The following is a 13912-nucleotide window of genomic DNA, read 5'->3' as shown; positions in this document are numbered from 1 at the left end:
CCCGGAAGATGGTGGCACGGACCGGCGGTCGAAGGGGGCACCAGGGTGCGCGCCGGTTCGGAAGGAGGGCTTCCGTCGAGGTGTCCGTGCCGTCCGGCACCATGTCCCGAATGAGCGAAGAGCTTCCCGCGTACGCGGAGCGGGTGCTGGAGGTGGCCGAGCGGATTCCGCCCGGCCGGGTGATGACCTACGGGGACGTCGCGGAGTGGCTCGGCGAGGGCGGACCCCGCCAAGTCGGCCGCGTCATGGCCCTGTACGGAGGAGCCGTGCCCTGGTGGCGCGTGGTGCGGGCGGACGGCGTACCCCTGCCCGGCAGCGAGCGGCGGGCCCTGGAGCGCTACCGGACCGAGGGTACTCCGCTGCGCGAGACCCCCTCCGGCGAGCCGCGGCTCGCGATGCGACGGGCCCGCTGGGACGGGCGTGACGAGACGGACGGAGGCGACGAGGCTCACACCTGACAGCTTCGGCCATGCCGGGCACCGGCACAGGCTCGAAGGCGCGTACGGGGGACGACCCGGAAGGCCTCCGGGGCGACGTTCCGCCCCACCGGGACGGACTGCGGCGGCCCGCGCGGTTGGCGTAGCGTTGCCCCTTCGGCGCACGCGACGGCCACCACGGCCACCGCCCGCACCGACCCCGACACCGCCAGCGCGGCAACCGCGGCGACCGCAGACCCACCAGGACCGGCACCCCACGTGATCACCTCTCCTTCCGACCGCTCAGAGCGGCGTACGCGGACCCCTGACGCGTACCGGCTGGTGCGCACCGGGCCGGGACGGGTGGTTCCCCCTGTCCTGGACGCAGCGCAGCGCGCGGTGGTTGATCACACCCGCGGCCCCCTGCTGGTCCTCGCCGGACCGGGCACCGGCAAAACCACCACCCTGATCGAGGCGGCCGCCGCCCGGGTCGAGGCGGGGGTCGACCCCGCCCGCGTCCTCATCCTCACCTTCAGCCGCAAGGCCGCCGTGGAACTGCGCGACCGCGCGGCGCTGCGGCTCGGCGGCGCCCGCGCCCCGCAGGCCACCACCTTCCACTCCTTCTGCTACGGACTGGTCCGCGCCCACCAGGACCACGAACTGTTCGCGGACCCGCTGCGGCTGCTCTCCGGCCCGGAGCAGGACGTGATGGTCCGCACCCTGCTGGAGGGCCAGCGCCGGCTCCGCTCCATCCGCTGGCCGGACGACCTGCGGGCCGCGCTGACCACGCGCGGGTTCGCCGACGAGGTGCGCGCCGTCCTGGCCCGCGCCCGCGAGCTGGGCCTCGGCCCCCGCGCCCTGGCCGCCTTCGCCGAGCGGATCGGGCGCCCCGACTGGAAGGCGGCCGCGGCCTTCCTCTCCGAGTACCTCGACGTCCTCGACCTCCAAGGGGCGCTGGACTACGCGGAGCTCCTCCACCGGGCCGTCCTGCTGGCCGAGACCACCCCGGCGCTGTCCCGCGCCTACGACGTGATCCTCGTGGACGAGTACCAGGACACCGACGCCTCCCAGCTGCGGCTGCTGCGCGCCCTGAACGGTCCGGGCGGGACCCTGGTCGCCTTCGGCGACCCCGACCAGTCGATCTACGCCTTCCGGGGCGCCGACCTCAACAACATCCTCGGCTTCGAGACCTCCTTCCCCGGCGCGGCCGTGCGCGCGCTGACCGTCGGCCGCCGCTCCGGCTCCGCCCTGCTGGCCGCCACCCGGCTGCTCACCACCCGCATGGCCGTCCCGCGCCTGCCCGCCGCCGCCGTACGGGCCCACCGGGCGCTGGAGCCGGTACGCGAGGGCGGCCGGGTGGAGGTGTACACGTACCCGACGGCCGGCTCCGAGCTCGACAACATCGCCGACATCCTGCGCCGGGCCCACCTGGAGGACGGCGTGCCCTGGCGGGACATGGCCGTCCTGGTCCGCTCCGGCGGCCGCACCCTTCCGGCGATGCGCCGTGCCCTGATCGCGGCGGGCGTCCCCGCGGAGACGGACGCCTCGGCGACCCCCCTCCGCCACGAACCGGCCGTCGCCCCGCTCCTGACGGCCCTGCGCATCACGGCAACGGCGTCCCAGACCCCACCCCCGCACCCGACCGCCCCACAGGGGCCCGCCGTGGTGTCCGATTCCGCCGTGGGGTCCGATCCCGCCGTGCCGGCGGGTCCCGCCGAGCCGGCCGGGCCGGCCGAGCCGGCCAACCCTGCCGGGGTGGCCGATTCCGCCGTGCTGTCGGGCACCGCCGGGTCGTCCAGCCCCGCCGAGCCGGCCAACCCTGCCGGGGTGGCCGATCCCGCCGCCCTGGCGGGCGCCCCCGTTCCGGGCGCGGCGGTGCGGCCGGGTTCCGGCCCGGACGGTGTGGTCCTGATCGAGGGGGATCCCGGAGCGGGAGGGCCGGACGCCGCTCCCGCCGGGGCCCCGGCTCCCCGCGCCCGGGCCGGTGCCCGCACGGGCGCGGCACCGCTCCCGGCAGCCCCCGTACCCGGAACGGACGCCCCCACCGGCGTGCCGGCCGGAGCCGCCCCCGACCCGCAGTCGGCGCCCGGCTCCCCGACCGGCCCCGGCGAGGCACCGGACGCCGCCGACCCCGCCGGAGGCGACGGGTGGGTCGGGGTCGAGGCCGCCATCGAGCTGCTCTCCTCCCCGCTCGGCGGGATGGACGCCGCCGACCTGCGCCGCCTCGGCCGGGCCCTGCGCGACGAGGAGCGGGCCGCCGGGGTCACCGTCCCCGCACCCTCCGACGTCCTGCTGGCCCGCGCCCTCGCCGAGCCCGAACGGCTCACCGCGCACGACCCCGCGTACGCCCGCGGAGCGCAGCGCCTCGGCCTGCTCCTGCGCAAGGCCCGCGAGCTCCTCCAGGGCGGCGGCACCGCCGAAGAGGCCCTGTGGACCCTGTGGGACGGCACCCCCTGGCCGCAGCGCCTGGAGCGCCGGTCCCGCCGCGGCGGCGCCTCCGGCCGCAACGCCGACCGCGACCTCGACGCCGTCTGCGCCCTCTTCGACAACGCCGCCCGTGCCGAGGAACGCACCGGCGGCCGCGGCGCCCTGAACTTCCTCGAACAGCTCGAAGCCGAGGACATCGCCGCCGACACCCTCACCACCCGCGCCGTCCGCACCGACGCCGTACGCCTGATGACCGCCCACCGCTCCAAGGGCCTGGAGTGGGGCCTCGTCGTGGTCGCCGGCGTCCAGGAGGGCCTCTGGCCGGACCTGCGCCGCCGCGGCTCTCTCCTGGAAGCCGACCGCATCGGAGCCGACGGCCTCGCCGAACCCCTCACCCCCGGCGCCCTCCTCGCCGAGGAGCGCCGGCTGTTCTACGTCGCCGCCACCCGCGCCCGCCACCGCCTCGTCGTCACCGCCGTCAAGGCCCCGGCCGAGGACGGCGACCAGCCCTCCCGCTTCCTCACCGAACTCGGCGTCACCCCCAAGGACGTCACCGGCCGCCCCCGCCGCCCCCTCGCCGTCCCGGCCCTCGTCGCGGAACTGCGCGCCACCACCGTCGACCCCGACGCCTCGCCCGCCCTGCGCGACGCCGCCGCCCGACGCCTCGCCCGCCTCGCCGCGCTCACCGACGACGAGGACCGCCCCCTGGTGCCCGCCGCGCACCCCCAGCGCTGGTGGGGCCTGTACGAGCCCACCGCCTCCGCCGTGCCCCTGCGCGACCGCGACCGTCCCGTGGCCCTGTCCGGCAGCGCCCTGGACCAGCTCGCCAACACCTGCTCCCTCCAGTGGTTCCTGGGCCGCGAGGTCAAGGCCGACGCCCCCTCCACCGCCGCCCAGGGCTTCGGCAACGTCGTCCACGTCCTCGCCGACGAGGTCGCCTCAGGCCGAACCCCCGCCGACCTCGCCGTCCTGATGGAACGCCTCGACTCCGTCTGGGACGCCCTCGCCTTCGACGCCCCCTGGAAGTCCCGCCAGGAGAAGGACAACGCCCGCGCCGCCCTGGAACGCTTCCTGCGCTGGCACACCACCGACCGCGCCGGCCGCGCCCCCGTGGCCACCGAGCACGACTTCGACGTCACCCTCGACGCCGGCGAGTACGCCGTCCGCATCCGCGGCTCCATGGACCGCGTCGAGGCCGACCCGCAGGGCCGCGCCTACGTCGTCGACTTCAAGACCGGCAAGGGCGCGCCCACCAAGGACGAGGTCGCCCGCCACCCCCAGCTCGCGGTCTACCAGCTCGCCGTCCGCGAGGGCGCCGTCGACGAGGTCTTCGACGGCCTGCGCCCCGGGACCGGCGGAGCCGAACTCGTACAGCTGCGCCAGGGCGCCGCGAAGAAGGAGGGCGGCGACGAGGTCCCGAAGGTCCAGGCACAGCAGCCCCTCGACGACGGCCCGTCCGGCGCCTGGGTCGGCGACCTCCTCGCCACCGCCGCCGGCCGGGTCCTGGACGAACGCTTCGCCCCGGCCGCCGGCGAACACTGCAAACGCTGCTCCTTCCGCAGCGCGTGCAGTGCCCGTCCCGAGGGCCGGCAGACCGTCGAATGAGACGCCGGACCGCGATGTCGGTGGCGGCGGCTAGCCTTTCGAGGTGACCGCCGTGACCGCGTACGAGTCCGGGCGCGCGCCCGCACTCACCGATCCCGAGCAGCTCAAGGAGCTCCTCGGGATCCCCTTCACGCCCGAACAGCTGGCCTGCGTCACCGCCCCGCCCGCCCCCCAGGTGATCGTCGCCGGAGCCGGCTCCGGCAAGACCACCGTCATGGCGGCCCGCGTGGTCTGGCTCGTCGGCACCGGAGCGGTCGCCCCCGAGCAGGTCCTCGGCCTCACCTTCACCAACAAGGCCGCCGGCGAGCTCGCCGAACGCGTGCGCAAGGCCCTCGCCCGGGCCGGCGTCACCGACCCCGACCCCTCGCCGGCCGAGGCCGATGCGGCCGGCGGCGAGCCGCGGATCTCCACGTACCACGCCTTCGCCGGCCAGCTCCTGAAGGACCACGGCCTGCGCATCGGACTGGAGCCCAGCGCCCGCCTCCTCGCCGACGCCACCCGCTTCCAGCTGGCCGCGAAGGTGATCCGCGAAGCCCCCGGCCCCTACCCCTCCCTCACCAAATCCGTCCCCGACCTGGTCAGCGACCTCCTCGCGCTCGACGGGGAACTCTCCGAGCACCTCGTCGAGCCGGACGGGCTGCGCGCGTACGACACGGAACTGCTCGACTCCCTCGCCGACGTCCGACTGACCAACGAGGACCTGCGCAAGGTCCCCGAGGCCGTCCGCGGCCGCCTGGAGCTGCTCGAACTGGTCGCCCGCTACCGCGCGGCCAAACGCTCCCGCGACCTCTTCGACTTCGGCGACCAGATAGCCCTCTCCGCCCGGCTCGCCACCACCCGCCCCGAGGTCGGCACCCTGCTGCGCGAGGAGTTCCGCGTGGTCCTCCTCGACGAGTACCAGGACACCTCCGTCGCCCAGCGACTGCTGCTCTCCGGGCTCTTCGGCGGGGGCACCGGGCACGCGGTGACCGCCGTGGGCGACCCCTGCCAGGCCATCTACGGCTGGCGCGGCGCTTCCGTCGCCAACCTCGACGACTTCCCCGCCCACTTCCCGCACGCCGACGGGCGCCCCGCCACCCGGCTCTCCCTCAGCGAGAACCGGCGCAGCGGCGGCCGCCTCCTCGACCTGGCCAACGGCCTCGCCGCACCGCTGCGCGCCCTGCACGAAGGGGTCGAGGCGTTGCGTCCCGCCCCCGGCGCCGAACGCGACGGCGTGGTCCGCTGCGCCCTGCTGGAGACGCACGCCGAGGAGCTGGAGTGGCTCGCGGACTCCGTCGCCCACCTGGTGCGGACGGGGACCGAACCGGGCGAGATCGCGGTGCTGTGCCGTTCCGCCGCCGACTTCGCGCAGATCCAGGCCGTGCTGGTGGCCCGTGACGTGCCGGTGGAGGTCGTGGGCCTGTCCGGACTCCTCCACCTCCCCGAGGTCGCCGACCTGGTCTCGGTGTGCGAGGTGCTCCAGGACCCGGGGGCCAACGCCGCCCTCGTCCGGCTCCTCATCGGCCCGCGCTGGCGCATCGGCGCCCGCGACCTGGCCCTGCTCGGCCGCCGGGCCCGGCAGCTGGTGGCGCGCGCCGCCGCGGACGACGGCCCCGACGGGAGGCTCGCGGCGGCGGTCGAGGGCGTGGACCCGGCGGAGATCGTCTCCCTGGCCGACGCGCTGGAGACCTTCCTCGACGGAGCGGGCCATGCCGCCCCCGACGACCTGCCCTTCTCCGCCGCCGCCCGGGTGCGCTTCGCGCACCTCGCGCAGGAGCTGCGCGACCTGCGGCGTTCGCTCGCGGATCCGCTGATGGACGTACTGCACCGGGTACTGGCCACCACCGGCCTGGAGGTCGAGCTCTCCGCGTCCCCGCACGCGCTGGCCGCCCGCCGCCGCGAGACCCTGTCGAACTTCATGGACGTCGCGGCCGGCTTCGCCGCGCTCGACGGAGAGGCGACCCTCCTCGCCTTCCTGGGCTTCCTGCGCACGGCCGCCCAGTACGAGAAGGGCCTGGACCACGCCCTGCCGGGCGGGGAGAACACCGTCAAGGTCCTGACCGCCCACAAGTCCAAGGGGCTGGAGTGGGACGTGGTCGTCGTCCCCGACCTGTGCGCCGGCGCCTTCCCGAAGGAGAAGCCGCCGGAGGCCTGGACCTCGTACGCGAAGGTCCTCCCGTACGGCCTGCGCGGCGACGCCCCCACCCTTCCCGCCGACCCGGAGTGGACCTCGGCGGGCCTGAAGTCCTTCAAGGCCGCCCTCAAGACCCACAAGCAGACCGAGGAACTCCGCCTCGGGTACGTCACCTTCACCCGGCCGCGCTCCCTGCTGCTGGCCTCCGGCCACTGGTGGGGCCCGACGCAGAAGCGCCGCCGCGGCCCCTCGGCGTTCCTGGACGACCTGCGCGCGCACTGCGAGGCCGGATTCGGGGAGATCGAGACCTGGGCGGACGAGCCCGCCGAGGACGCGGAGAACCCGGCCCTGGCCTCCGCCTCCGCCCCCGACCAGTCCTGGCCCCTGCCCCTGGACCCCGCTTCCCTGACGCTGCGCCGCCGCGCGGCGGCCCTGGTCGAAGCCCACCTCCTGACCGCCCTCACCCCGGCCCCCGAACCCGACCCGTACCTCTGGCCCCCGCACTGCGAGGACCCGTCCTACGACGACGATGCAGCGTGGGCGCCGCCGCCCGATGGCGAAGGGCCGTGGCCGGAATCGCCCGAGGGCGACGAGCTGTGGCCGGCCCCGTCCGAGAGCGGCGCCGCCGCCCGTCCTGCACGGTCCGATGGCGACGGGCCGCGGTCCGGTATGCCCGGGGACGGGGCCTTTCGGCCGGACCCCTCACGGGACGAGGCAGGGGCCGGGCAGGGGCGGCCGGGCGGAGCCCTGCCCCCGGACGCCGGCGGCGCCGCCGGTTCCGTGCCCGCCGACGGCTGGTACGACGAACCCTGGCCGGGCGAGGTCTCGCCGGCCGGCTCCGCCGTGCCCGCACGGGCCGACGGCCCCGGCGGGATCCGGGGCGGAGCCCCGGTTCCGGGACGGGACGGGGTGGGGGACGTCCACCTTCCGCCCGGCCCTGGCCCCGCCGACGCCGACGACCCCTGGGCCGACGACCCCTGGGCGGCCGAGCGGGTCGAGGCCGGGTCCGACGGCCCCTGGGCGGCCGGGCCGACCCCGGCCGGGTCCGATGGCCCCTCGGTGGGCGAGCCGACCGCGGCCGGGCCTGACGGCCACTGGGCCACCGGGCCGACTCCGGCCGGGCCCGATGATCCCTGGGTGGGCGAGCCGACCGTAGCCGGGCCCGATGTTTCCCGGGCGGGCGGGCGGCCCCCGGCCTGGGCCGACGACCTCTGGGCCGGGGAGCCCGCGCACCCCGCCGGCACCCCCCGCGGCGGGGATCCCGCCAGGCTGCCCGGGCCCCGCCGCCCCGCAGGGCCCGGCGCCCCGCACCACCCGGAGGGAACCGCGCCCCCGACCCCCGAAGAGGCCCGCGCCATCGCCTCCTGGGACCGCGATCTCGACGCCCTCGAAGGCGAGCTCCGCCGCGCACGGGCGGCCGTCCGTGACGTCGAGTTGCCCTCCGCCCTCTCCGCGAGCCAGCTCATGCGCCTGGCCGCCGACGAGCAGGGCTTCGTACGCGATCTCGCCCGCCCCATGCCCAGGCCCCCGCAGCCGGCCGCCCGCCAGGGCACCCGTTTCCACGCCTGGGTGGAGTCCCGCTTCGAGGAGCTGCCCCTGCCGCTCCTCGACCTCCTCGACCCCGCCACCGAGCTGCCCGGCTCCGACCAGGAGGTCGCCGACGAGGCCGACCTCGACGCCCTCAAGGCCGCCTTCGAGCGCAGCGAGTACGCCGAGCGGACGCCGTACCGGATGGAGGCCCCGGTCCAGCTCACGCTCGCCGGCCGGGTGATCCGCGGCCGGATCGACGCCGTGTACGAGAACCCCGACGGCTCGTACGAGGTGGTCGACTGGAAGACCGGCCGCACCACCCAGGCCGACCCCCTCCAGCTCGCCGTGTACCGCCTCGCCTGGGCGGAAGCCACCGGGACCCCCCTCGACCGGGTCTCCGCCGCCTTCCTCCACGTCCGCAGCGGTCGCGTCATCCGCCCCCGTGACCTGCCCGGACGGGCCCGCCTTGAGCGGATCCTCCAAGGCGAAACGGGCACGGACAGTGACGCTCAGGCGGACGGATAGGCTCGGGGCCATGAGCGAAACCCTGCCGGACAGCGTCGTCCGCACGTACATCGACACCCACCGCACGGCCTTCCTCGACGACCTCGCCGAGTGGCTGCGCATCCCGTCCGTCTCGGCCCAGCCCGAGCACGCGGGCGACGTGCGCCGCAGCGCGGAATGGCTCGCGGCGAAGCTCAAGGAGACCGGCTTCCCGGTCACCGAGGTCTGGCCGACCCCCGGCGCGCCCGCGGTCTTCGCGGAGTGGCCCAGCGAGGACCCGGCGGCCCCGACCGTCCTCGTCTACGGCCACCACGACGTCCAGCCCGCCGCCCTCGCGGACGGCTGGCACACCGAGCCCTTCGAACCGGTGGTCCGCGACGGCCGCATGTACGGCCGCGGCGCGGCCGACGACAAGGGCCAGGTCTTCTTCCACACCCTCGGCGTGCGCGCCCACCTCGCGGCCACCGGCGCCGCGGCCCCCGCGGTGCACCTCAAGCTGCTGATCGAGGGCGAGGAGGAGTCCGGCTCCCCGAACTTCCGCGCCCTCGTCGAGGAGCGCGCCGAGCGCCTCGCCGCGGACGTCGTGATCGTCTCCGACACCGGCATGTGGTCCGAGACCACCCCCACTGTCTGCACCGGCATGCGCGGCGTGGCCGACTGCGAGATCGACTTCCACGGCCCCGACCAGGACATCCACTCGGGCGCCTTCGGCGGGGCCGTGCCCAACCCGGCCACCGCCGCCGCCCGCCTCGTCGCGGCCCTGCACGACGAGGACGGCCGGGTCACGATCCCGGGCTTCTACGACGGCATCGCCGAGCTCGGCGACATCGAGCGCGCGCTGATCGCCGAGCTGCCCTTCGACGAGGCCGAGTGGCTCCGTACGGCCAAGTCCCACGCGGCCGCCGGCGAGGCCGGGTACTCCACCCTGGAGCGCGTCTGGGCCCGCCCGACCGCCGAGGTCAACGGCATCGGCGGCGGCTACCAGGGCCCCGGGGGCAAGACCATCGTGCCCGCCTCGGCACACCTGAAGCTGTCGTTCCGCCTCGTCTCGGGGCAGGACCCGTACGAGGTCGAGGCGGCCGTCCGCGACTGGGTCGCGGCCCGCGTGCCCGCCGGGATCCGGCACTCCATCGTCTTCGGCGCCCCCACGCGGCCCTGCCTGACCCCGCTGGACCACCCCGCGCTGCAGTCGGTCGTCCGCGCCATGGGCCGGGCCTTCGGGCAGCGGGTCCGCTTCACCCGCGAGGGCGGTTCGGGCCCGGCGGCCGACCTCCAGGACGTGCTGGACGCCCCCGTCCTCTTCCTCGGGATCTCCGTGCCGTCCGACGGCTGGCACTCCCCGAACGAGAAGGTCGAGCTCGACCTCCTCCTCAAGGGAGTGGAGACCACCGCCTACCTGTGGGGCGACCTCGCCGAGCACTGGAAGCCCGCAACCACCTGACACACCCGCCACACGCAGCACACGCAGCACACGCACCACACGCGCCGCACCGCACCCGAGCAGCCTGCCTTGTCCCACACACCGGGGGAGTTGGAAGTACCTGTGAGCACCCATACCGAGCCCGAGCGCCCGATCTCGCTCGCCGCGCCCAGCGGAATCGACCGCGCCGCGCACCACCGCCTCGACGAGGCGTGGCTCGCCGCGGCCTGGAGCCACCCGACGACCCGCGTCTTCGTCGTCTCCGGCGGCCAGGTCCTGATCGACGACACCCCCGACGGCGGCACCGCCATCGTGATGACCCCGGCCTTCGAGGCCCCGGTCACCGAGACCCACCGCTACTTCCTGGGGACGGACGAGGACGGCGTACGGTACTTCGCGCTCCAGAAGGACTCCCTGCCGGGCCGCATGGACCAGTCCGCCCGCCCGGCCGGACTGCGCGAGGCCGGGCTGCTGCTCTGCCCGCGCGACGCCGGGCTGATGGTCCACGCGGTGGCGCTGGAGAACTGGCAGCGCATGCACCGCTTCTGCTCCCGCTGCGGCGAGCGCACGGTGGTCGCGGCCGCCGGGCACATCCGCCGCTGCCCGGGCTGCGGCGCCGAGCACTACCCGCGCACCGACCCGGCCGTGATCATGCTGGTCACGGACGAGCAGGACCGCGCGCTGCTGGGCCGCCAGGTGCACTGGCCCGAGGGCCGCTTCTCGACGCTGGCCGGGTTCGTGGAGCCGGGCGAGTCCATCGAGCAGTCGGTGATCCGCGAGGTGTGGGAGGAGGCGGGCGTCAAGGTCGGTACGGTCGAGTACGTCGCCAGCCAGCCCTGGCCGTTCCCGTACAGCCTGATGCTGGGCTTCACCGCCCGGGCCGTCAGCTCGGAGATCACGGTCGACGGCGAGGAGATCCAGGAGGCCCGCTGGTTCTCCCGGGACGACCTGCGCGCCGCCATCGAGGCCGGCGAGGTCCTGCCGCCCTCGGGCATCTCCATCGCGGCCCGGCTGGTCGAGCTCTGGTACGGCCAGCCCCTGCCGAAGCCGGCCACGACCGTCTGACGGCCCGCCCCGGCACGCAGAAGGCCCCCGCCGCGGCGGGGGCCACTCTGGGGGCCGGGGCCGGTCAGACGGCCAGCGCCTGCTTGACCTGTGCAAGCGACGGGTTCGTCATGACGGACTCGCTGCCGCCGGAGGACTTCACGAGCACGGTGGGGACGGTCTGGTTGCCGCCGTTCGCCTGCTCCACGAACTTCGCGGACTCCGGGTCGAGCTCGATGTTGATCTCGTTGTACGCGATGCCCTCGCGGTCCAGCTGCTTCTTCAGCCGGTTGCAGTAGCCGCACCAGGTGGTGCTGTACATCGTGACGGTGCCCGTGTCCTGCATGCTCGCTCCTCTGGGAGGTCTCGGTGGACCGGGTCTCGGTGATCGGTCCGAGTACTCGAACGTCCCCCGCCCCCGCACCATTCCCGGTACGGGGCCGGGACGGCCGGTGTGACGGATCCGACTGCCGCGCACGCTCCGGCTGGTGGGGCCGGTGCGACGGTATGACGGACGCCCCTCGCCTGTGGACGGTTTTCCCGCCCGCCCCTCGGGACCTGGCAGCATGGCGGGGTGACAGCAGCAACGCACTCCTCAGTCTCCCCGGCCGACGCAGACGCCGCGGACGCCGTGCTCCTGGGCCTGGACCCGGAGCAGCGCGAGGTCGCCACGACCCTGCGCGGCCCGGTGTGCGTGCTGGCCGGAGCCGGCACCGGCAAGACCCGCGCGATCACCCACCGCATCGCGTACGGGGTCCGCTCGGGGCAGCTGATGCCGGCCAGCGTGCTCGCCGTCACCTTCACCAACCGTGCCGCCGGGGAGATGCGGGGCCGCCTGCGCACCCTCGGCGCGGGCGGGGTCCAGGCCCGCACGTTCCACTCCGCGGCCCTGCGCCAGCTCCAGTACTTCTGGCCCCGCGCCATCGGGGGCGAGCTGCCCCGGCTCCTGGAGCGCAAGATCCAGTTCGTGGCCGAGGCCGGAGCCCGCTGCCGCATCCGCCTCGACCGCAACGAGCTGCGCGACGTCACCGGCGAGATCGAATGGGCCAAGGTCACCCAGACCGTCCCCGCCGACTACCCGGCCGTCGCCCTCAAGGCCGGCCGCGAGGCCCCCCGGGACCTCGCCGAGATCGCCCAGATCTACAGCACGTACGAGCAACTCAAGCGCGACCGCGGCATGATCGACTTCGAGGACGTGCTGCTCCTCACCGTCGGCGTCCTCCAGGATCGCCACGACATCGCCGAGCAGATCCGCGCCCAGTACCAGCACTTCGTGGTGGACGAGTACCAGGACGTCAGCCCGCTCCAGCAGCGCCTGCTGGAGCTGTGGCTCGGCGACCGCGACAGCCTCTGCGTCGTCGGCGACGCCAGCCAGACCATCTACTCCTTCACCGGGGCCACCCCCGACCACCTGCTCGACTTCCGCACCCGCTACCCGCAGGCCACCGTGGTCAAGCTGGTCCGCGACTACCGTTCCACCCCCCAGGTGGTCCACCTGGCCAACGGCCTGCTGGGCCAGGCCAGGGGGCGGGCCGCCGAGCACCGCCTGGAGCTGGTCTCCCAGCGCGAGCCCGGCCCCGACCCGGCCTACGCCGAGTACCCCGACGAGCCCGCCGAGGCCGAGGGCGTGGCCGGCCGGGTCCGGGACCTGATCGCGGCCGGCGTCCCGGCGGGCGAGATCGCCGTCCTCTACCGGATCAACGCCCAGTCCGAGGTGTACGAGCAGGCCCTGGCCGACGTCGGGGTCCCCTACCAGCTGCGCGGGGCCGAGCGGTTCTTCGAGCGGGCCGAGGTCCAGAAGGCCGTCCTCGCCCTGCGCGGTGCCGCCCGCTCCGGCGGCAGCGAGGACCCGCTCCTGCAGGACGTGGTGGAACTGGGCTCCCAGGTCAGGGCCGTGCTCAGCTCCACCGGCTGGACCACCGAGCCGCCCGCCGGCTCCGGAGCCGTGCGCGACCAGTGGGAGTCCCTGGCCGCGCTGGTCCGCCTCGCCGAGGACTTCGCCCGCAGCCGGCCGGGCGTGACCCTGGCCGACCTCGCCGTCGAACTCGACGAGCGCAAGGCCGCCCAGCACGCCCCGACCGTCCAGGGCGTCACCCTCGCCTCGCTGCACGCCGCGAAGGGCCTGGAGTGGGACGCCGTGTTCCTGGTCGGCCTCACCGACGGCATGATGCCGATCACCTACGCCAAGACCGACGAGCAGGTGGAGGAGGAGCGCCGGCTCCTGTACGTCGGGGTCACCCGCGCGCGGCACCACCTGACCCTCTCCTGGGCGCTCTCCCGGGCTCCGGGGGGCCGGGCCTCCCGTCGCCCCAGCCGCTTCTTGAACGGCCTGCGGCCGGGCTCCGCGGCCCCCGGCGGCCGGCCGGGCGGGCCCGAGGCGGGAGCGGCCCGCAAGCGCGGCCGCCGCGGACCGGCGCTGTGCCGGGTCTGCGGCAGGACCCTCACCGAGGCCGGCGACATCAAGCTGATGCGCTGCGCGGACTGCCCGTCGGACATGGACGAGGGCCTCTACGAGCGGCTGCGCGACTGGCGCGCCGGCCAGTCGAAGCTCCAGGGGATGCCCGCGTACTGCGTGTTCACGGACAAGACCCTGATGGCCATCGCGGAGACCGCGCCCGCCGAGCCGGGGGAGCTCTCGATGATCTCCGGCGTGGGTGGCCGCAAGCTTGAGCGGTACGGAGCCGATGTCCTGGCCATCTGCGCAGGCCAGGAGCTTGCGGGCGCGGATTCTGACGACGCGTAGAAACTCGTCGGAAAAATAGTTTGCACATGCCCGGCGGATCCCCATAGGTTCTTAGCAACGGAAACGGTGGCTTCTCCGAAGCCCCGGATCCGTGCTGTACTTATCCGAAT

Annotated in this window: 7 protein-coding genes; 6 read left to right on the top strand and 1 reads right to left on the bottom strand. The window is 75.3% G+C overall.

Annotation, left to right across the window (positions count from 1 at the left end):
• The first annotated feature begins 101 nt into the window (after nucleotides 1-101).
• The 5 genes from ACEPPI_RS16150 to nudC all read left to right on the top strand — a co-directional run bounded on the left by ACEPPI_RS16150 (nucleotide 102) and on the right by nudC (nucleotide 11080).
• Nucleotides 102-458, top strand: a complete 357-nt coding sequence (locus ACEPPI_RS16150) for an MGMT family protein (protein ID WP_373915913.1) — start codon at nucleotides 102-104, stop codon at nucleotides 456-458.
• Nucleotides 459-758: 300 nt separating this feature from the next.
• Nucleotides 759-4448 (top strand): UvrD-helicase domain-containing protein, encoded by a 3690-nt coding sequence (locus ACEPPI_RS16145; RefSeq protein WP_373915924.1) that lies wholly within the window; start codon nucleotides 759-761, stop codon nucleotides 4446-4448.
• 43 nt (nucleotides 4449-4491) lie between these two features.
• Nucleotides 4492-8616 carry a UvrD-helicase domain-containing protein gene (locus tag ACEPPI_RS16140; protein ID WP_373915912.1) on the top strand — a complete coding sequence of 1375 codons (4125 nt, stop codon included), beginning with the start codon at nucleotides 4492-4494 and terminating at the stop codon, nucleotides 8614-8616.
• 10 nt (nucleotides 8617-8626) lie between these two features.
• Nucleotides 8627-10036 carry a dipeptidase gene (locus tag ACEPPI_RS16135; RefSeq protein WP_373915911.1) on the top strand — a complete coding sequence of 470 codons (1410 nt, stop codon included), beginning with the start codon at nucleotides 8627-8629 and terminating at the stop codon, nucleotides 10034-10036.
• Nucleotides 10037-10126: 90 nt separating this feature from the next.
• Complete coding sequence (gene nudC / locus ACEPPI_RS16130) at nucleotides 10127-11080, top strand: NAD(+) diphosphatase (protein ID WP_373915910.1); 954 nt, start codon at nucleotides 10127-10129, stop codon at nucleotides 11078-11080.
• A gap of 64 nt (nucleotides 11081-11144) precedes the next feature.
• Here the strand turns inward: nudC and ACEPPI_RS16125 are convergent, their stop codons facing one another.
• Nucleotides 11145-11405, bottom strand: a complete 261-nt coding sequence (locus tag ACEPPI_RS16125) for a mycoredoxin (protein WP_373915909.1) — start codon at nucleotides 11403-11405, stop codon at nucleotides 11145-11147.
• Between the two features lie 228 nt (nucleotides 11406-11633).
• Between ACEPPI_RS16125 and ACEPPI_RS16120 the strand changes: the two genes are divergently transcribed.
• On the top strand, nucleotides 11634-13802 hold the full coding sequence (locus tag ACEPPI_RS16120) for an ATP-dependent DNA helicase UvrD2 (RefSeq protein WP_373915908.1): 2169 nt from the start codon (nucleotides 11634-11636) through the stop codon (nucleotides 13800-13802).
• Nucleotides 13803-13912: the final 110 nt, after the last annotated feature.

The sequence above is a fragment of the Streptomyces sp. AB3(2024) genome, assembly GCF_041862025.1.
Taxonomy (GTDB): domain Bacteria; phylum Actinomycetota; class Actinomycetes; order Streptomycetales; family Streptomycetaceae; genus Streptomyces.
This window is presented reverse-complemented; position numbering and strand designations above follow the sequence as displayed.

Excerpts from the sequence above, each read along its gene's own strand:
- ACEPPI_RS16135 (WP_373915911.1), top strand. The coding sequence starts at position 8,627 with ATGAGCGAAACCCTGCCGGACAGCGTCGTCCGCACGTACATCGACACC.
- ACEPPI_RS16150 (WP_373915913.1), top strand. The coding sequence starts at position 102 with ATGTCCCGAATGAGCGAAGAGCTTCCCGCGTACGCGGAGCGGGTGCTG.
- ACEPPI_RS16125 (WP_373915909.1), bottom strand. The coding sequence starts at position 11,405 with ATGCAGGACACGGGCACCGTCACGATGTACAGCACCACCTGGTGCGGC.